The sequence below is a fragment of the Rhodanobacteraceae bacterium genome, assembly GCA_016713135.1.
Lineage (GTDB): Bacteria > Pseudomonadota > Gammaproteobacteria > Xanthomonadales > SZUA-5 > JADKFD01.
In genome coordinates, this window is sequence record JADJPR010000018.1 from 78062 (window position 1) to 97928 (window position 19867).

Sequence of the window (19867 nt, forward strand, 5' to 3'; positions counted from 1 at the left end):
CTGACGAATGGGAAGCGGTTACAAGGAGGTACAGCCGGGTATGGCGGCAAAGCTCTTCGAAGCCCGGTTCTTGCACGCAACGCCTTGCGGCAGGTAGGTCCGGCGTCCGCATTGGCTCTATTCTCCCTCCGTAGAACTCCAGGGACACCTCATGTCGGCTGTCAGTGCTCGTCGCGTGTTTCGGGCAGGGGAGCGCATCTTCTCGGAAGGTGACCCCCCGGACGTGGCCTATCTGATCGAATCGGGTCGAATCGAGGTATGGACCGGGCACGGGGCCCGCCGAATTACACTGAGCTACCTCGGGTCAGGCGAGATCCTCGGCGAAATGGCGGTGATAGATCTGGCTCCCCGGAGTGCCAGTGCAGATGCCTTGACGGATGTCGTGGCGACCGAGATCCGCGCAGACCAACTGCGCGCCCGACTGGACGAAGCGGACCCGGTGCTTCGTGGTCTGTTGATCGGGTTGCTCTCGCGTTACCGTCGCGGAATGCATGTTGCTCGCGGAGGAGCCATCGAGCAGGACCTTGGCGAAGACCTCGCAACTGCGGACCAGAAGCGCCGAGTTGCCGACAAGATCCGTCTTGAGCGGGAACTGCTGGAAGCACTGGAAAAGGACGAGTTGCGTGTGGTGTTCCAACCGATCTTCGATCTGCACCGGGGTCTGGTGGCAGGATTCGAGGCTCTGGTTCGCTGGGACCATCCGACGCGTGGCCAAGTGTCGCCAGCAGAGTTCATCGCGCTGGCGGAAGAGACTTCGCTCATCGTACCCGTGGGCCAGTATGCATTGAGACGTTCTTGCCAGTTGCTGGCCGAGCTCGGCGCGCGGCTTCCCGCGGAAATGCAGCCGTGGATCGCGGTGAACATTTCCGCTCGCCAGTCGCTTGTGCCCGACTTTGCCGATCTTCTGGCGCAAACCGCTCGGGGCGCGGGACTGGACCCGTGCAGGTTGAAGGCGGAGATTACCGAGAGCCTCGCGTTGGACTATCCGCGGGTATCGGAGCTGATCGCCCGCTGCCGGATCCATGGAATCAGCGTGTCGCTGGATGATTTCGGCACCGGTCACTCGGGACTAGGTCATCTGCACAAGCTCGATTTCGACTCGGTGAAGCTCGACCAGAGTTTCGTAAAAGCGCTGCCCGCAGACGCGAAGGCGGCGGCGCTGGTTCGGGGAATAGCCAGGATGCTCCTTGGAATGGGCGCAGAGATCGTGGCTGAGGGCGTCGAGCACATAGAGCAGGCTCGTCTACTGAAGAGTTTCGGCGTCCGTTACCTGCAGGGTTGGTTGGTAGGACGGCCGCAGGACCCGGGAATCCAGGACCCGCTCAAGATTGCTCCGGAGCTCGCGGAGTTCTGTGCATGAGCAACGCCGACGTGGCCGGCCCACTGGTCCGGCCACGTCGGTCACCTACGAATCCGCCTAGAAGCGAACCTCTCCGGCGAGCGAGACCACGCCGTAATTCAGGTCGGCGTTGCCATCGCCCAACTGGTAGCGGTCATAGGTCAGGCCCAGGCCGAACTGTTCGTTGAAGTCATAGCCGCCGCCGATGCCAACGTAGAAGTCGTTGTCGCTGTCATCCAGGCGCACGGTGGTGGCGCCTTGGCGCACGCGGCCGGTGGCGTCCCAGAAATAGAGGCCAGCGCGTGCGCTGAGGAAAAAGCCGGTATCCGCGTCGTACAGCGGAATGCGACCGGAGACGCCGGCGTAGAAACCGTCCGCCTCGATGGAGGCAGTCGCTCCGCCAATGGCGACTTCCTCGCTGACCTTGCCGAGATCCAGGTAGCCGAGTTCGGCGCCGAAGTTCTCCAGGAAACGGTAGCCCACACCCAGCCGGAACGCCGTGTCATTGTCGTCGATGCCTTCGTCATCGACCGATGCCTGACCGATCGCGCCATCTGCATACAGCCCGGTGTCGGCAACCGCCAGCGTCGGCAGCGCGAGGGCAGCGGCCAGCGCCAGGCCAAAGAGGTTCAGTGATCGCATGAAGATTCTCGCTTTTGTTTGTGTCGGGGACGCCGCAATGGCGCCGATCTGCGCGTTGCACGCGAGCGGCTACCGTCGCCGGCTGCGCCAAGCATCCGCCTTTCCGATGAATTCCACGTAGCCCGAAAGTTGGGAACTCGTTGGCGAGTGGGCGCCGATTCAGCTTGCGCGATCAGCCGCCCTCAACTCCGCGCCGCGCCAGCGAGGGTCAGACGGTTGCGCCCGCGTTGCTTGGAACGGTAGAGCGCCTTGTCGGCGGCATCGATCACGGCCGCACAGGTACGACGCTCCGGGTCGCGCTCGGCGACGCCGATACTGACGGTGACGCCGACTTCGCCGTCGCCCTGGCCGCGGCGTACAGCCTGGGCGCGTTTGCCGCTGTTCGTGCCAAGGCGCACACGCAGCGCCTCAACCTCACCACGTACCAGCTCCAGCGACTCGCCCGCGTTGTCGACCTGGCGGCCTTCGAACACGATCGCGAACTCCTCGCCCCCATAGCGGTAGGCGTCGCCACCGCGGCAGCGACGCAGACGTCGCGCCACTGCGCGTAGCACGCGATCGCCCGCCTCGTGGCCGTGCCGGTCGTTGAACCGCTTGAAGTGGTCGACATCGACCATCGCCACCGCAATGCGCCCGATGCTGCGGGCGAGACGCTCATCCAGCGCGCGGCGATTCGGCAAGCCAGTCAGCGCATCGATGAAGGCCATGCGATACGCACCGTAGAGCACGGCGATCCCGATGCACGCCGCCGACACCGCGAGCCACGCGCGCGGTCCATGCGCTGCGCCCTGCGAGAACGCCAGGATGACGGGCAGCAGGGCCAGCGCGAGGTAAAGATCCAATGGCCATCCGTGGCGCAGCCAGCGCAGCATCGCCCAGCCCGCGGCGATGACCGTCAGCCATGCGCCGGCGCCAAATCCTGTCGGTCTGGGCGAGTGCCACGCCGCCGCGGGCGCCAGAATGGCGGTTGCCGTTGGTGCGTACTCGGGAAGCCATGGCAGCGCGAGCGCACAGCCGAGCGTGGCAAGGCTGCGCAGCGAGCGCAAAGGGGGTTCCGGGGTCACCACTACCACCCACACCAGAGTGGCGACGCCCAATAGCACGACCGGATGCAGTGAGGTGTCCTGAATCGGGACCGCGAGCGCAGCCAGCACCAGGACATAGCGGTTGCGCCGGAATCCGAGCGCGAGCAACACCGCGGCCAGCCACAGGGCCCCGGCATTGTTCTCCAGCACACTCAGCAGGTTGGCGAGCATTGTCAAGGCGGATTCGAGCTGCGGCGATTGTACGTGGCCGCACCCGCCGGGCAAGCGGCGCGGCATCACAGTCTGACTGGCGCCACAAGCGCCCCTCCGGCGCCGCGCAATGGTCAACGACAGCCGCGACTGCTTGCGGCAGAATCCGCCCCCTGCCTCGATACCCAGGAGCCTCCTGATGCCCAGCCGCCGCGATCTGGCCAATGCGATCCGCGCATTGGCGATGGACGCCGTCCAGCAAGCCAATTCCGGTCATCCGGGCATGCCGATGGGCATGGCCGACATCGCCGAGGTGGTATGGAACGACTTCCTGCGCCACAACCCGAGCGACCCGAGCTGGTTCAATCGCGACCGCTTCGTGCTCAGCAACGGCCACGGTTCGATGCTGCACTACGCGCTGCTGCACCTGGCCGGCTATGACCTGTCGATCGACGAACTGAAGCGCTTCCGCCAGCTGCATTCCAAGACCCCCGGTCACCCGGAAGTGCACGAAACGCCGGGCATCGAAACCACCACCGGCCCGCTGGGACAGGGGCTGGCGAACGCAGTCGGCATGGCGCTGGCGGAGAAGATCCTCGCGAAGCGTTTCAACCGTCCGGGCCACACCCTGGTCGATCACTACACCTATGTGTTCGCCGGCGACGGTTGCCTGATGGAGGGCATCTCGCACGAGGTCGCCTCGCTTGCCGGCACGCTCAAGCTCGGCAAGTTGATCGTCCTTTACGACGACAACGGCATTTCCATCGACGGCAAGGTCGGCGGCTGGTTCACCGACGACACGCCCAAGCGCTTCGAGGCCTATGGCTGGGAAGTGATCCCGGATGTCGACGGCCACAATGCCGAGGCGATCAAGGCGGCCCTGGTGACCGCCGCGGCCGATCCGGAGAAGCCCACGCTGATCTGCTGCAAGACGGTCATCGGCTGGGGTTCGCCGAACAAGGCCGGGTCCGAGTCCAGCCACGGCGCGCCGCTCGGCAAGGACGAAATCGCGCTGGCCCGCGCGCAGATCGGCTGGCCGCACGCGCCGTTCGAGATCCCGGCCGAGATCCGCGCCGAGTGGGATGCGCGCGTCGCCGGCGCCGGCTGGCAGCGCGACTGGGAGGCGGTGTACGCCAGTTATCGAAATGCGTATCCGGAGCTGGCGGCCGAGTTCGCGCGGCGCCTCGCAGGCGACCTGCCGGCCGAGGCGCATGTCGCCATCGACCAGCTGATCGCCGATTTCAACCGCGACGGCGCGGCGATCGCCTCGCGCAAGGCCAGCCAGCGCGCGCTGGAAGTGCTCGTCCCGGTGGTGCCGGAACTGGTCGGCGGCTCGGCCGATCTGGCGCATTCGAACTACTCGATCGTCAAGGCCAGCCGCGATGTGCAGACCGCGGAGGACGGCGGCAATTACGTCTATTACGGCGTGCGCGAATTCGGCATGAGCGCGATCGCCAACGGCCTGGCGCTGCACGGCGGCATCCTGCCGTTCACCGCGACCTTCCTGGTGTTCAGCGACTACGCGCGCAACGCCGTGCGCATGAGCGCGCTGATGCACACCCGCGTGGTGCATGTGTACACGCACGATTCGATTGGTCTGGGCGAAGACGGGCCCACGCACCAGCCGGTCGAGCACCTGCCCAGCCTGCGCTACATCCCGAACAACCGCGTCTGGCGCCCGGCCGATGCGGTGGAGTCGGCGGTGGCGTGGAAGTGCGCGCTGGAACGTCGCGACGGCCCGAGCTGCCTGGCCTTCTCGCGTCAGAACCTGGCGCACCAGCCGCGCACCCCGGAACAGATCGCCGCCATCGCGCTTGGTGGCTATGTGCTGCTCGATACCGCCAGCGACAAGGTCGACGCGATCCTGATCGGTACCGGTTCGGAGCTCGATCTGTGCGTGCAGGCCGCGCGCGCCCTAGCCAGCGAAGGCCACGCGATCCGCGTGGTTTCGATGCCTTGCTCCGAGGCTTTCGATGCGCAGCCGCTCGAATATCGCGAGTCGGTGCTCCCCGGTTGGTGCCGCAAGCGCGTCGCCATCGAGGCGGCCATCGCCGACTATTGGCGCAAGTACGTGGGCCTGGACGGCGCGGTGATCGGCATGGACCGCCTCGGCGCGTCGGCGCCGGACAAGGTGCTCTACCAGCACCTCGGCTTCGGCATGGACCGGATCCTCGGGGTCGTGCGCCAACTGCTCGCGAAGTGACCCACGGTGCCCCGCCGGCGGAATGCCCGCCGGCGGGGCGGTTTCAGGCCAGGCTCAGCCCTCGCCGAGCACCCGATTCAGCAGCGCGGCGAGGCGCGCGCCGGCCAGCTTCAGGCGCTGGTCGGCCAGCGGGCGCTTGGCTTCGAGGTAGCGCCCGGTGATCTTGTGCTTCGGCGGGTAGAAATCATCCGCCTGGGCGATGCCGCAAGACTCCTCGGCCCAGGTTGATGGTTGCGCGGCGCTTACGCGGCCCTGCGAATCGGCGGTGAATGCCATCGCTTCCACCCGGCGCTGGTATTCCGGCCATTCGAGCTTCAGGCTTTCGACGATCAGGGTGTCCCAGACGGAGTGCAGGTTCCAACCCTCGCGCATCAGGCTGATCTGGAAGTCGTTGCCGCCGCGGTCCGCCGCGTAGCCGGCATGCAGCGGCTGGTGCACGTCGCCGACGAAATGGACCACGAACTTCAGCGCGTCGCGCCGGGCCGACCGCGGCAGCCAGCGGTCGCCGAGTTGCGCGGTGTAACGCTCGATGGCTTCGACCACGCACAGCCCATCGCGGCAGTTGCGCGCCGCTTCATAGCTGCATGCGCCACGCTCGAAGTTGACCCAGTGCAAGGGCACGGTCCAGGTGTATTCGGGCTCGTGCTCGCGCACGTGGTCGGCCCAGACCGAAACCCCAGCGAGCGTCGGGTCGGGCTCGCCGGCGAGCAGATCGGCCACCGCCGCCTTCGCCTTGGGATCGAGCTTGGCCTCGGCGATCGCACCCACGATGCGGTGCCCGCTCTGGCCCCAGGCCAGCGCATCGGTCGCATGCAGGAGGCACAGCAGTGCAGGCAACAGCAGCAAATTCTGGCGCATCGGGCAGTGGCATCGGCGTGGGAGAGGGGCGAGCATATCGCCCGCCCATGATCAGGTCCCCTGGCGACGTGAAACAAACTGAGCCTGCTTCGCCCGTGTTCACCTGGTCGCAACTGCTGCGCAGCGCGCAGGTCGGCGCACCGGCGGAAGTGGCGCCACTGGATGCCGAATTGCTGCTGGCCCATGCGCTCGGCCGCAACCGGGCTGGGCTGTATGCACGTCTGAGCGATCAGGTCGACGCGGAAGTCGCCGCGCGTTTTGGCGACCTGTGGCAGCGACGCTGCGCTGGAGAGCCCTACGCCTATCTGGTCGGCACGCGCGAATTCCATGGGCGCGCATTTGCCGTCACCCCGTCGGTGCTGATCCCGCGTGCGGACACCGAGATCCTGCTCGAGGCCGCACTGCAGCGCTTTCCGGCAGGACATTCCGGTGTGGTGGTGGACGCCGGTACCGGGTCGGGCGCGTTGGCGATCAGCCTCCAGCTCGCACGCCCACAGGCGATGGTGTGCGCGGTCGATTACAGCCCGGCCGCGTTGGCGGTGGCCCGGGCGAATGCCTTGCGGCTACGCGCGCCAGTGCGCTTCTGGCGCGGCGACTGGCTCTCGGCGCTGGCAGACAGCTCGCTCGACCTGCTGCTGGCCAATCCGCCCTACCTGGCCGCGGACGATCCGTACCTGCCCGGACTGCTCGCCAGCGGCGAGCCGCGGCTGGCCCTGGTCGCCGACGACGATGGACTCGCGGACCTGGCGCGCATCGCCCGCGCGGGCTGCCGCGTGCTGCGCGATGGCGGCTGGCTGCTCATGGAGCACGGCTGGACCCAAGGGGCGGCGGTGCGCGCCTTGCTCGAATCCCTGGACTACCGGGACGTTGCGACTGAACGCGACCTCGGCGGCCATGAGCGGGTCAGCGGTGGACGAGTCGACCGCAGCGGGGGCCGTGCCGCGTAGATCTTGACAGCGTGCAATTCGATCAGTAATTTGAACACCATGAGTGTATCAATGACTGATCCGACGCAACTGTCCCTGGAGCAACTGGCCGTAGCGGCCGATCTGCCGCTGCGAACGGTGCGCTTCTACATCCAGAAGGGCCTGCTGGCGCGGCCGCACGGCAGCACGCGCGCGGCCTGGTACGACGCGAGCCATCTGGAGACGCTGCTGCGCATCCGCAAATGGAGCGATGCCGGCCTGTCGCTGGCGCGCATTGCCGAGTTGCTGAGCGGGGCGGACACCATTGCGCCAGCGCGCCACGCGCCGGGCGCCATCGAAGTGCGCACGCATGTGCACCTGGCCGAGGGCCTGGAACTGGTGATCACGCCGGACCAGGCCCGGCTCAGCCCCGGGCAGTTGCGCGCGCTGGTGCGCGCGGTGCTCGAAGCCCACGCCGCCGTGAGCGCCTCCGCGCCGGCGGCATCCACCGAAGGAGATTCCGATGAATGACGCCCTGCATGCCCAGCGAACCGCGCCGCGCGCGATCGTCCGGGCGCCGTCGCCGCTGTCCGCCACCCGCTTCCGCGTCGAGATCGACGGCCTGCTGGCCTCGCTGACCCTGACCCAGGACTACGCCAACCGCGAGGATTGTGCGATCGAGGTCAGCTACACCTGGCGCTGCCGCTGGAAGCCTGCCTGCTGGACGTCGAGGTCCAGATCGGCGAGCGCCGCCTGCGCGGCCGGGTGGAGCCGAAGCAGCGCGCCGAGGCGCGCTACGAGGAGGCGCTGGCCGAGGGCCACAGCGCCTTCTCCATCCGCATGGTCGACGACGGGCTGGTCAATATCGCGCTCGGCAACCTGCTGCCGGGCGAGCGGCTGACCCTGACCATCCGCATGGCGCAATGGCTGCACTGGAACGGCAACCGCGTGCGCCTGACGCTGCCGACGACGATCGCGCCGCGCTACGGCCAGAGCCGGCTGCAACCGGCCGACCAGCCGGTCGTGGACCTGCTCGCCGAGCACGGCTTCGCGCTGACGGGCAGCGTGCGCGGCCTGCTGGCGCGGGCCGAACTGGCGTCGGCGACGCACCGGCTGGCGGTGCGCGCGGTGGCCGAAGGCATCGACTTCGCCATCGAGCGCGGCCACCTGGACCGCGACATCGTCATCGATCTGCGCGATGCCGGCAGCGGCGCACGCATCGCCGGCAGCGTGGATGCAGATCTCGCCGGCCGCCACGCGGCGATGATCAGTTTCTGCGCCAGCGCCGATGCGGGCATCGCGCGCCCGCTGGTGGCCGAAATCGTGGTTGATTGCTCCGGCTCGATGGGCGGGGTGTCGATTACCCAGACCCGCGCCGCGGTGCGCGCGATCGTCGCGCACCTGGACGCCCGCGACCTGGTGAACATCCTGCGTTTCGGGTCCAGCCACCAGTGGCTGCTGCGTCGGCCGCAACCGGCGACACCCGCGGTGCGCAACACCCTGCAGCAGGGCGCCGACGACCTGCAGGCGGACCTCGGCGGCACCGAGTTGCTGCCGGCACTGAACGCCGGCCTCGACGACCTCGCGCGCCTGCCGGCGGAGGTGGTGGGCGAGCGCGTGCTGTTCATCATCAGCGACGGCGAAGTGTGGAACCTCGACACGCGCGCCTTCCTCGAGCGCTGTCGGCGCGAGCGCGTGCAGGTCTACGCGGTCGCGGTGGGCACCGCGGCGGTCGAGGCCACCTTCGCGCCGCTTACGCGCGCCACCGGTGGTGCGCTGGAACGCGTGCTGCCGGGCGACGCGATGGCCGAGCGCATCGAGCGCCACTTCGCGCGCATGCGCAGCGGTGCGCTGCGCGAGATCCGCGTCGAATGGCCCGGCACGCCCGGCTGGAACCTCGGGCCTGAGGCGGTGTTTCCCGGCGATGGCGCCATCCTCGCGGCTGGACTCGATGTGCGGCCCGAGTCCGTCGAAGTCAGCTGGCTGGCGCCGGATGGCGAGCGCCGCCAGGCGCAGGTCCCGCTGGTGGCGAACGCATCGGTCGACACCACCGCACCCTCAACCCAGGCGCGCATGCTGGCGCGCGAGCGGCTGGCGAGCCTGGGCGATGTGGCCGCCGCCACCGCGCTGGCGGTCGACTACCAGTTGGTGACGCCGGACACCGCAATCACCCTGGTGCTCGAGCGCACGGCGGGCGAGCGCCAGCAGCAGCTGCCGGAACTGCGCCAGGTCGAGCATATGCTGGCGGCGGGCTGGGGCGGCACTGCGGTTCAGGATGTTGGTGCCGAGCCGCCGATGCTGATGCAGTGCGCGGGCGAAAGTCTCGACATGCCGGCCTTCTGCTTCGCGCCACTGACGCCGACTTCGCTGCGCCGTCGCCGGCTCCGCCGCGCGCCGGCGCCGGTGGCCGCCGCACCCAAGGGCATGCTGCAGCGCGTGGCCAAGCGGGTGCGGCAGGCATTCGGCGGCGAACAAGAAGAGGCGACGTCGACGCGCACCACGGCCGATGCCGCAATGCGCGCGCAACTGTGCGCGCTCCTGGTTGCGCGCCTGCGCGAGGATCCGTCGCTGGGCGCTGCGCTGGCGTCGGGCGATTGGTCGCTGGACCGGCTTGGACTGGCCTTGCCCACCGCGCTGTTCAACTGGCTGGACGAACGCGCCGAGCGCGACGGTGGCGACCTGCAGTTCGGCGGCTGGTGGCAGCGGCTGGTCGATGAGTTGTGCGCCAGTCCGGAGGGGGCGGAACTGCGGTGCATGCTGGATCGCTGAAAGTTGCGTCGCGGGTACCCTTGATTCAGCGTAGGGCGATTCACCGCCGGGGAGCTTGCGGCAAGCACCCGGAGCACGCGCGATGCGCGTACTCCGGGCCGCGCGCCTGGATAGGCGGAACGCGCACCACCGGCGTTTTTCGGACCGCTCAGCCGCCCGAATTGCCAGACCGGCCCTCGACCATCTGCTCGTACAGCCGCCAGGTCATCCAGCACAGCAACACGATGCCCAGGCCGAGCACGCTCCACAGGGCGAAGCGGCGCTGGCGTGCGGCAGCTTCCGCATCGGCTTCGGGCGGGGCAGGGGCGACGGCCTCAGCCTTGGCGGGCGGCGGCTGCGGCAGACCCACCACCGCGCGGTCCAGTTGCGCGATCTCGCCAGGGCTGAATCCCGGCGCCACTTGCGCCAGCGCCGCCGGTCCGCCGCGCCAGTGGCGCACCGCTTCCGGATCGGCGCCGATCGCCAGCTTGAAGTCCTCGCCACGCGCGGTGAACACCAGCGTCTGCGGGCGCCAGCCGAGCACCAGCTGCGGCGGCGCGTGGCCGGCGGTGTGCGGGCGCACCACCCATTCGGCATTGCCCTGGGGCGACACATGGATGCGGCTGGACACCCGCTCGCGGCCGTTGTGGTTCAGGCGGTAGAAGGTGCTGCCGAGCTGCGGCGCCAGCAGCCACTCCGGCTTGGGCACGCGCTGTCGCCGATAGAAGCCGATGGTCACCGGCATCACGGTATTGGCTTCCGGCAGGTCGAGGCCGATCGCGGTCGCGGCGATCGACGGGCTGGTGTGGAACACCCAGTCGCCACCGACACGCCCGGGTTGCGCCTGCAGCGTGAGTTCCAGTTGCGGATCGAGCGTCGCCGTGGCGCCGCGCCACTCGCCGACGATGGCAGCGAAGGCAAGCGGCTCGCCGTCCACCCAGCGAACCTTGAGATAACGGCCATCGCCACGCGGCAGCTCGATGCGGTCGCTGACCAGCTGGATGGTCTGGTCGCTGGCGCTGATCCAGTCGAGCGTGCCGTGCGCCACCCCATCCCACAGTTTCAGGTCGTCGCTGCGCTCGATGGCCAGCCGCGCGTGGTAGTCGCCCACCGATTCCGCGAGCTGGAAACGCAGGCTCTGCAACACCTCGTTGCGCGCGCTAGGGCCCAGATCCACCACCAGCGCCGCCAGCTTGCGCGATGGCGCCGGCTGCGGCGCGGAGGTGCGCGCATCCAGGCTGACCAGCGCGCCATCCGGCCCAGTGCGCAACTGCAGGTCAATCCCTCCCGCCGCGCCCGGCGTCACCGCGGTTTCGTACAAGGGGAACTGGGTCGTCGTTTGCTCGCGCACCTCGATGCGGGTGCGTTGCTCCGGATAGTGCAGCGCGTACGGCAGCAACTGCCCGGCGCCGTTGTAGACCCGCACATCCGCCAGCCCCGGCGCGCGCGAGGCCTGGTACACCGGCAGCGGCAGTTGCACCTGGAGCACGCCGTCGTCGCCTTCCACGGAAAGCGGAAACACCGTCGCGAATTCGTCGAGGCGTGGATCGTGGGGCGGCGGGGGCTCGGCGCTGGCGCACGTCTGGGCGCACATCAGGGCGGCTGCGAGCAGCGCGGGGAGGGTCCGGTTGTGGGTTGTGGGTTGTGGGTTGTGGGCGGCAAAAGCGGGCAAGCGCGGACATCCAACGCGTGCCCGAAGCTCAAGTGAATTCCACCAGGCTGCCAGTTTGCGAGCTGCCCACAACCCAGAACCCACAACCCACAACCCGGAAAAAGGCCGCATCACTTCCCGTCCTCCCGCGGCAACGGCGCCAGATACCCGATCAGCAGCATCAACCCGCCGACGCCCATGAAGGACACGATGCGCGCCACGCTGCCGACGTTGCTCAGATCGATCAGGAACAGCTTGAGCACCACCACGCCGAGCAGGGCGGCGCCGATCATCCACAGCGGCTTGGACAGCCGGCGCACGGCGTAGCGCATCACGGCGAAGGCGCACAGGGTCCACACGATGGACAGCATCGCCTGCACGAACTGCGAGTGGTACAGCGGTTCGAAGCGGTAGGGCAGGCCGAGGAACTGGGCGGCGGTGCGCAGCAGCATCAGGTTGAACCAGCCAAAGCCCAGCGCCATCGACGCGCGCAGCGCCAGCCGGCGCTGGTCGTCGTTGGCCTGCGCGCCGTGCATCCGCCACAGGTCCGCCAGCAGCAGCGCCACGAAGCCGGTGGTCAGGTCCAGCGGATTCAGGATCGGCAGGTAGGGCAGCGGGGCCATGCTGCCGTCCTGGCGCAAGTTCCAGTAGACCACCAGCAGCAGCGACCACAGCGCAGCCAGCGGAATCACCACGCGCCCGTACCAGGCGTGCACCGGCTCCAGCGGCCAGCCCGCGCGGCGCACCTGCACCAGGCCGGCAAACAGCAGGCCGATGGCCGCCCAGGCCGCGAGGTAGTCCGGCCACATGCCCGCGACCACCCAGCCGGATTCCTCCATTTGCTGAGCGATCACGTCCGTGCCGACCAGCCACGGCATCAGGTTCAGCGACACCACCGGCGGCAACATCAGCCAGGGCGCAATCACGCGGCTGAAGTGCAAGCCCTTGAAGCCGGTCTCCGAGATCTCCCAGCGTGCGCGCCAGGTCCTGAGGCACCAGGCCATGCCCAGCCACACCAGCAGCATCGCCACGCCCGTGCCCGGGGGCGGCAACTGCTCGCGCTGGTAGGCCTGGGTCAGCAGTGTGATCCAGGCCAGCGCCTGCAGCACCATTGTCGGCACCGCCAGCCAACGCAGCGCGGGCGCGCGCCAGGCGCCGGCCGCGAGCACGGACAGGGTCGCCATCGCCGCGGCCAGGATCAGGCGCGTATCGGCAAAGCCGAGCCATCCGGACTCGCCGTGGACCGCGCCCGCAGCGAACAACAGCCGCGTGCCGAGTTGCGCCAGCACATCGACCAGCGGCAGGTAGAGCACGATGCCCAGGCCGATCAGCCACACCGCCAGCCCGGTGCCGCGCTGCTCCTCGCTGAGCGAAGGCGAACGGCGCGCGTCCAGCATCCGCGTCACGCCGATCCACGCCAGCGCCAGCAGAATCAGGGTTCCGGCCAGCGGACCACCGAGGAAGACCAGCAGCGCATCGCGCGGGCTGCCGTCGCCGGCCAGGCCGAGGGTCCAGTCGAACTGCAGCAGGCGTTCGACTGCCAGGCTGTCGCTGACTTGCACCAGGAAGATCCAGGTGCCCACGGCGGTCAACACCGGCCAGCCGAGGCGCTGCACATTCGCCGCGTTGGGGAACCCGAAACGCTGGGTCAGCGCCATGCAGGCATAAGCTGAGAGCGCCAACCCGATGCTCCAGGCCGCCCAGAAGCTGATCTGGTACCAGGGCGGCAGCGCATCCGGCGCCGGGGCGGTGGCCCAGGCCAGCGCATGCGCCGCGCCATGCAGGGCGAAGCCGCAGAACCAGAACATCGCCAGCCACAGCCAGGCGACGGTCGCGCTGCGGTCGCGGTCCTGCTCCACGCCGCTGCCCGTCTGCCAGCGCCGCTTGAAGGCGAAGGCAGAGACCAGCGCACCCGCCGCCAGCAGCGCACCGCCGAACAGCGCGCCACCGCTCAGCACCTCGCCGATGCTCTGTTCGGAGTAGACCGCGACGTTGTGCCAACGCATGTACTGCGCCATCAGGCCAAGGAAGGTCAGCCCCGCGACCGCAGTCACCGCACCGCCAAGCACTGCCGGCAGGCGCCAGTCCGCGCGCTTGCCCAGCCATTGCAGGCCGTAGACCAGCAGCATCGCGGTCAGCACATACAGGCTGGCGCGCTGCGCCGGTGCCACCCGCAGCCAGACCTCCACCCACAGCCCGCCGAGCAGCCAGACCACCGCGATGGCGATGAAGGCGCTGGCCCAGCCGCCGAAGCGCGCGCGCACGGCGTCCTCGTCGTCGCCCACCGGCATGCTCTGCCGGCGCAGCGTCAGCGCGAGGAACATGCCGGTGGCGCCGAGCAGCAGGAAGCCCAGGCTGATGTGCTCGGACATCGCGCGCAGCGGGTCGATTCCGGTCAGCACGCGGACGAAGGAGATCCACGCACCGAACTGCAGCAGGATGCCGAAGCGCCACACCAACGCCTGCTTCTGCCGCAGGCCGACCCAGACCATGCCGGCGCCCTGCAGCGCCCAGGCCGCGCTGGTCCAGCGGCCGTCGAAGGCCAACGGGATGGCGAGCGTGGCGAACACCACGGCGAGCGCGAAAAAGGACTCGACCAGCAGGCGCAGGCTGCCCGCACGCCAGCGCCACAGCGCCAGCCCGAGGCTCGCGTAGAACAGCCCGAAGACCACCGCCGACAGCGCGCTGCCCAGGTGCATGTCCTTGACCATGCCGTACTGCAGGCCCATCGCCACGATCGGCACGCCGAACACCAGCGTCGCATCGACGTAGGACTTGAGCTTCGGCGCCTGGCGCCAGGCGTAGAGGATCGCGATGGCCGCGTACATCACCACGAACAGCGCGAGGAAGAACTGCGAACTCTGGTAATGCTCGGCTTCGTAGCGCTGCACGCCCCAGGCGGTGCCAATCAGGAAAGTGAACAGGAAGCCGAGGAAGTTCAGCACACGCCAGGAGCGCGTCCAGGCAATCGCGAAGATGCCGGCGTTCAGCAGCGCGTAGTAGCTGAACAGGGCGACGTGGTTGCCGCTGCCGCTGGAGACCAGGATCGGCACCGCGAAGCCGCCGACGATCCCGAAAATCGCCAGCCACAGCCCGTCCTGCAGCACCGCGAGGATGCTGGTGAAGGCCACCAGCGCCAGCAGCAGACCGAAGGTCGCGCCAGTGGGCAGCAACTGCCAGAACTTGTAGGCGCCGAACACCACCATCATCAGCGTGGCCAGCGCCGCGCCCTGGGTCGGCAGCGCGATGCCCGGTCGTTTGGTACGGATATGCCAGCCCCAGCCGAGCAGCGCGATGGCGCCGGCGGCGATGCCCGCGAGGCGCACTTCGATCGGCACCACCACATAGCTGGAGGCGAAGCGCAGCAGGAAGGCGACGCCGATGAACAGGATCATCAGGCCCAGGCGTGCGACCAGGTTGCCGCCGAACAGCCAATCCTTGGCGCCGGTCAGCAGGCGTGCGATGGGGCCCGGTTCCTGCGGCTCGCGAGGTGGCGGCAGCGGGCGTTCGACCGGCGGCTTGGGCTTCCAGACCGGCTCGCGTTCGCTGGATTGCGCCGGCGCCGGTCGCGCGCCCGCCTCGGCCCAGGCGCTGGCCGGGGTGGCGGCCTGCGCCACTGGTTCGGCCGCTTCGGCGGGCTCCGCCGGCTTCTCGACCGGTTCCAGGTTCCAGCTCGCATGCGCGGGCCGGCGCGGGGTCGCGGCGGGCGTGCTGCGCGGGGGCTCGGGTGCCGGGGCGGACGGTGGAGGGGCGGCTGTGGCCGGGGCCTCCGGGATGCCGAGATCCGCCGCGCTGAAATCGAAGCCGGGTATGACCGGGGTTGGCTGCGGTGCCGGTGGCGCCGCGGGGGCCGGCTCGGGCTCGCCGACCTTGAACACGGCGCGCCCCGCAACAGGCTCCGCCGGTTCTGCGGAAGGCGCAGTCTCGGGCGCCGTGGCCGCGCGCACTGGCTCCGCGACGTCTTCCGTCGACGCCGTCCCCCGCCGTTCCACCCGTTGCAGCAGCGCGGCCTGATGCTCGCGCAGCTGGCGGATTTCCCTGCGCAAATCGCTCACCTCGCGCGCCTGGCGCTCGGCCAGCTTCTCCATGTCGGCGCGGGCGGCGTTGGCCTTGGCCCATGCGATCGCCGGGGCGATCAGCAGGTACAGGAAGAACAGCACCGACAGCAGACCCAGGAATTCCATGCGTGACTGGTGACCGATTGTGATACTGGCGTGATGGTAGCAGGGCGGCAGCCGCGTGCGGGGCTGCCTTGGCCAGCCTTGAGCAGGGCGCTCTCAAGTTTCCGGAGGGCGCCCATGGTTCATGGATCCGGGGTCGTGCCCCGCCACGAGCAACTCACTTGTTGCCGAAATAGAGCTGGTCGAAGGGCGCGTCCGCCAGGGTCGGCAGCGATGCCTTCTGCTCCCGGGTAAGCGCCTGCCGGCCCAGGTTCGTGCTGCTGACTTCGGCCGCTTTGCTCAGGATCCATTCGCGCGTCTGCGCGTGCTGCACGCCCTCCACCTTGATCCGCTGGCGCAGCTTCTTGACGCCGGGGTCGGTGGCTTGGGTGGTGTCGTCGACGATGAACTCGCCCTCGATCTCCCACGCGTGTTCGAGGTCGCTGATCTGGCGGATCGATCCCGGGACCACCACGAAGGCATCGACGCGGTAGACGTTGCGCGGGTCCACCGGCATCCAGCCGCCCGGATTCTCGCGCATCGCCTTCAAGGTGAGCGCGTGCCGCTTCGCGGCGTCCATGGCGCCGCTCGCCGGGCGCTGCCATCGAGCGATTTCCATCCATAGGAGAACAGCCGGTCGAACACCCACGGATCGCCCGCAGCACCGCGCTGATAGATCGCCAGCGCGTTGAACTGCTGGCGCGTGCCATCGGTGTTCTGCTTTTCGGCAACGATCGCCTGTTTCGCCAGGTTGGCGAAGGTATAGCCGCCCTCGCGCTCCAGCTTCCAGCCGCCATCGATCTCGACGCGGGTGACCCGGCCATTGGTCACCGCGGCGCGCGCATCGGCCTCCACTTGCGCGGCCGTGGGGAAGTTGTTGGCCGTCGCGCTGCCCGCTTGCAGCAGGCACAGGAGCAGCAGGGTGGCAAGCCATCGGAACATGGGATCCTCCATCGGTTCAGTTCGGACGCGACCACCGCGACCGATCTGCCCCAAGCATCCGGATCCGCGCCCGGCAAGACTTGCCGGTGGGTTCAGCGGCTCATCAAGATTCGATCAAGGCGTTGATTCACCGGCCCTTGAAGCCCCCAAGGGGACCTGCCGCTCATCGGCGGGGGAGCGCAGGCTAGACTGGTGCCATGCGCTATCGCCTCGGCGAGTTCCTACTCGACACCCAGCGTGAACTGCTCATCGGCCCGGCCGGTGTCGCCAACCTGCGCCCGCAGGCCTACCGCTTGCTGTGCTTCCTGGTCGAGCGCGCACCGGCGCTGGTCTCGCGCGATGCCCTGATGGACGAGTTGTGGGGCCATCACGCGCTGTCGCCCAATGTCATTCCGCAGACGGTCAGTGAGTTGCGCCAGGCACTGGGCGACGACCCGCAGCAAGCGCGCTTCATCGAGACCCGTCACCGCCGCGGCTACGCATTCATCGCGCCGGTGGAGATCCTTGCCGACGAGTCGCCCGCATGGCCGGTCGCCGCTGTCGCGGTGTCCGCCGAGGGATCGGACCCGGCTTCCGAGCGTCCGGCGGTTGCACAGCCTGGCGGCGCCGCAGTCGCTGGGACGAGCGCTTGGCCGCGGTACGCAGCGCTCTGGCTGACGCTCGGCGCGCTGTTCCTGGTGCTGGCCGGATGGGTCGGGTGGATCGCGCTGCGCCCCAGGCCCGGACCGGCGGTCGCCGAGGTCGCCGTCAACCCACCGGGTCTGCGCCTGGAGTCGGCGCCAGCGGCACTGGGTGCCTACCTCGGCCTGCTGGCGCGCGCAGCAGCGGCTGGATCTTTGCCGCGCCGGGCGCCGCTGCCGGGCCGACCGCATGGAGGCTCGCGATCGCCGCGGATGGTCGCTGGCAGTTGCGCGACGCGGCGGGCAGCGAACGCAGCAGCGGAATGTTGCCGCAGGCCGACGTGGCCACCCAGGCCCAGGCCTTGCTGCGTACCCTGGAGGCGTCGATCAGGCCCGGTGCTTCCGCCGGCGATCCGGACGGCTGGCCGACGGGTCTGGATGCGCGCCAGTCTCTGGCAGAGGCGGCGCTGGCGACGGCCGAGGATCGCCATGTGGATGCTCTTGCCGCTTACATACGGGTGGCGGAGGCGACGGAGATCGCCGGATGGCCGGCGCTGCTGCATGCTGAAGCGCTTGTCCGTAGCGGGGATTGGCGCGGCGCGAGCCAGCGCCTCGCCAGCCTGCGCGGCGACAGCGACCGCGCGCTGGCTTTGCAGGCCGAGATCCTGCGCGCTCGCTTGCGCGCGAGCCCGGCCGAACTGCTCGCGGCGCTGACCGCATACGCCCTGGGGCATCCCGAAGCCATCGATGCACGGCTGGAGGTGCTCGACCTGCAGTTGGCGCTCGCGAAGTGGCCTGCGGCAGCTGACTCGCTGGAGGCGCTCGGCGCCGAACTCGGGGAGGAGGCGCCCACCCTGGCATGGCGACGCGCGCTCTGGCTGGGAGCGATGCAACCGGGCGATGCCCCGGCGGCCTTCGCATGGGCGGTGCAGCGGGCGCGCGAGGCGGGCGACATGGCCAGCCTGCGGCGCGCGCAGCTGGCGCTGGCGCGTTGGCAGTTGGGCCGGAGCCAACTCGTCGCGGCCGCCGCTGCCCTGGAAGGACTGACCGGCGACGATCCGGAGGCGCTTGGCTTGCGAGCCCGGCTGGCAACCGAGCAGGGCGAACTCGCGCTCGCGCGGACGCAGCTGGACAGCGCCGAGGCGATCTGGCGTGCCCGCGGCCTGGCCGGCGAAGCCCGGGCCGCGCAGTTGGGACGGGTGGAAGTGGCGCTGCGCGCCGGCGAGCACGCCGGCGCGCTGGCCCTGGCCGAAGCCCTGGCCGCCGAGGGCCGAGCGCAGTGGCGATTCGCGCCTGAGGGGCGAATGGCTCGAAGCCCTGGGCCGGGCGCAAACCGGGCTGGGGCGGCTGGAGCCTGCTGCGGAGAACTTGCAGCGTGCGATCGACCTCGCTCGCGAAGCGGGCGATGTCGCGCGCGAGGCAAATTCGCGCTACCACCTGGGCAATGTGCGTGCCCACCAGCGCCGCCTGCACGAAGCGGAGCAAGCCTACCGGCTGGCGGCGGAAACCTGGCGCAGCCTGCGCGATACGCGCGGCGAGGCGCTGGCACTGGCCAACCTGGCGCTGATGGCGGAGCGCTCCGGGCGCCGCGCGGATGCGCGCGAGGCCTATCGCGAAGCACTCGCCCGCCTCGAGGAACTGGCCATCCCGCGTGAGATTGGCCGCGTCACCTTCAACCTCGGCATCAGCGAGCGCGATCTCGGGCAACTGTCCGCGGCGGCGGCGCACTTCGACGCTGCCGCCGCGGCGCTGGACCAGGCGGGCGCGGTCGACATCCGGGTAATGGTGGGTGCCGCGCGCGCCGATCTCGCGCTGCTGCAGGGGGACCAGCTGACCGCCGGGCGGGCGCTCGACGCTGTCGCCGGTCTGCGCGAACAGGCAGCCTGGCTGCCGCGATCCGCCTGGCTGACGGCGATGGCGCGGGTCCGGGAACTTGCCGGCGAGCGCGACCGGGCACGTGAGCTGCTGCGCGAAGCCCGCGAGATCCGCGAGCGCGCGGCGGTGCGCGTGGCCGTGCTCGATGTCGATCTGCGCCTGCTGCGGCTGGACTACGCCGCGGGCGCATCGGCCGGCCCGACGCGCCTGGCGGTCGAGGCGATCGAAAGCGAATTGCTGCGTCTCGGCGAGGACGGCTATGCCCTTGGCGCCAGCCTGGCGGCGCTGGAAACCGCCTGGATGGCGGGCGATGCTGCAGAAACGGCGCGGCGCGCGCAGGCACTGCGCGGACCGGTGCAGAGCCGCGGCACCCGGGCGCAGCAGTTGCAGTTCGACTGGCTGCTGGCGCTGGCAGGCGAGGACAGCCTGCGCCAGGGTCGCCTTGAGGCACTGGGCCAGGCCGCCAGGGCCGACGGTTTCGACCTGCTCGCGCGTCTCGTCCGTCGCGAAATGCTTGCGCCGGATTCGCCGGAGCGGGCCGCGGTGGATCGCGAGCTGACGCGCGATGGCTTGGCCGGCGCCCTGCGCCTGCCGGCGGCGGCGTTCTGATTCGCCGGACGAATCAATGACTTGATGGTTGCTTGATGGTTCTGCCGAGGACCCGGGCCTGGCCTTGAGCATTTGCTGAG

General features: G+C 69.5%; 14 protein-coding genes. 7 read left to right on the plus strand and 7 right to left on the minus strand.

The window, feature by feature from the left end:
• Positions 1-151 precede the first annotated feature (151 nt).
• Positions 152-1360 (plus strand): EAL domain-containing protein, encoded by a 1209-nt coding sequence (locus tag IPK27_14710; protein ID MBK8068822.1) that lies wholly within the window; start codon positions 152-154, stop codon positions 1358-1360.
• Between the two features lie 57 nt (positions 1361-1417).
• Here the strand turns inward: IPK27_14710 and IPK27_14715 are convergent, their stop codons facing one another.
• Entirely contained in the window at positions 1418-1981 is a 564-nt protein-coding gene (locus IPK27_14715) for a porin family protein (GenBank protein MBK8068823.1), read from the minus strand.
• Between the two features lie 182 nt (positions 1982-2163).
• The gene (locus IPK27_14720) at positions 2164-3237 is read right to left on the minus strand and encodes a GGDEF domain-containing protein (GenBank protein ID MBK8068824.1); all 1074 of its coding nucleotides are present in this window, start codon (positions 3235-3237) and stop codon (positions 2164-2166) included.
• 178 nt (positions 3238-3415) lie between these two features.
• Between IPK27_14720 and tkt the strand changes: the two genes are divergently transcribed.
• Positions 3416-5419, plus strand: a complete 2004-nt coding sequence (gene tkt, locus IPK27_14725; GenBank protein ID MBK8068825.1) for a transketolase — start codon at positions 3416-3418, stop codon at positions 5417-5419.
• A gap of 54 nt (positions 5420-5473) precedes the next feature.
• On the opposite strand, the gene IPK27_14730 is transcribed toward tkt, so the two are convergent.
• Entirely contained in the window at positions 5474-6247 is a 774-nt protein-coding gene (locus IPK27_14730) for a S1/P1 nuclease (protein MBK8068826.1), read from the minus strand.
• Positions 6248-6324: 77 nt separating this feature from the next.
• On the opposite strand from IPK27_14730, the gene prmC reads away from it, so the two are divergent.
• From prmC to IPK27_14745, 3 genes are all read left to right on the plus strand, one after another.
• Entirely contained in the window at positions 6325-7224 is a 900-nt protein-coding gene (gene prmC / locus IPK27_14735) for a peptide chain release factor N(5)-glutamine methyltransferase (protein MBK8068827.1), read from the plus strand.
• A gap of 51 nt (positions 7225-7275) precedes the next feature.
• Entirely contained in the window at positions 7276-7713 is a 438-nt protein-coding gene (locus IPK27_14740; protein ID MBK8068828.1) for a MerR family transcriptional regulator, read from the plus strand.
• 138 nt (positions 7714-7851) lie between these two features.
• Positions 7852-9951 carry a VWA domain-containing protein gene (locus IPK27_14745; protein ID MBK8068829.1) on the plus strand — a complete coding sequence of 700 codons (2100 nt, stop codon included), beginning with the start codon at positions 7852-7854 and terminating at the stop codon, positions 9949-9951.
• A 148-nt stretch (positions 9952-10099) separates the two neighbouring features.
• Here the strand turns inward: IPK27_14745 and IPK27_14750 are convergent, their stop codons facing one another.
• The 4 genes from IPK27_14750 to IPK27_14765 all read right to left on the minus strand — a co-directional run bounded on the left by IPK27_14750 (position 10100) and on the right by IPK27_14765 (position 16683).
• A complete protein-coding gene (locus IPK27_14750; protein ID MBK8068830.1) occupies positions 10100-11524 on the minus strand; it encodes a DUF3999 family protein in 1425 nt (474 codons plus the stop codon).
• 188 nt (positions 11525-11712) lie between these two features.
• Positions 11713-15765: a DUF2339 domain-containing protein gene (locus IPK27_14755; protein MBK8068831.1), complete on the minus strand. Its 4053-nt coding sequence runs from the start codon at positions 15763-15765 to the stop codon at positions 11713-11715.
• A 154-nt stretch (positions 15766-15919) separates the two neighbouring features.
• Positions 15920-16321 carry a hypothetical protein gene (locus IPK27_14760; GenBank protein ID MBK8068832.1) on the minus strand — a complete coding sequence of 134 codons (402 nt, stop codon included), beginning with the start codon at positions 16319-16321 and terminating at the stop codon, positions 15920-15922.
• Positions 16288-16683, minus strand: coding sequence for a hypothetical protein (locus IPK27_14765; protein ID MBK8068833.1), 396 nt, complete (start codon positions 16681-16683; stop codon positions 16288-16290). The genes IPK27_14760 and IPK27_14765 overlap by 34 nt, the downstream gene beginning before the upstream one ends.
• A 197-nt stretch (positions 16684-16880) precedes the next feature.
• Here IPK27_14765 and IPK27_14770 point away from each other — a divergent pair, with 197 nt between their 5' ends.
• Complete coding sequence (locus IPK27_14770) at positions 16881-18017, plus strand: winged helix-turn-helix domain-containing protein (protein ID MBK8068834.1); 1137 nt, start codon at positions 16881-16883, stop codon at positions 18015-18017.
• A gap of 438 nt (positions 18018-18455) precedes the next feature.
• Positions 18456-19787: a tetratricopeptide repeat protein gene (locus IPK27_14775; GenBank protein MBK8068835.1), complete on the plus strand. Its 1332-nt coding sequence runs from the start codon at positions 18456-18458 to the stop codon at positions 19785-19787.
• Positions 19788-19867 lie beyond the last annotated feature (80 nt).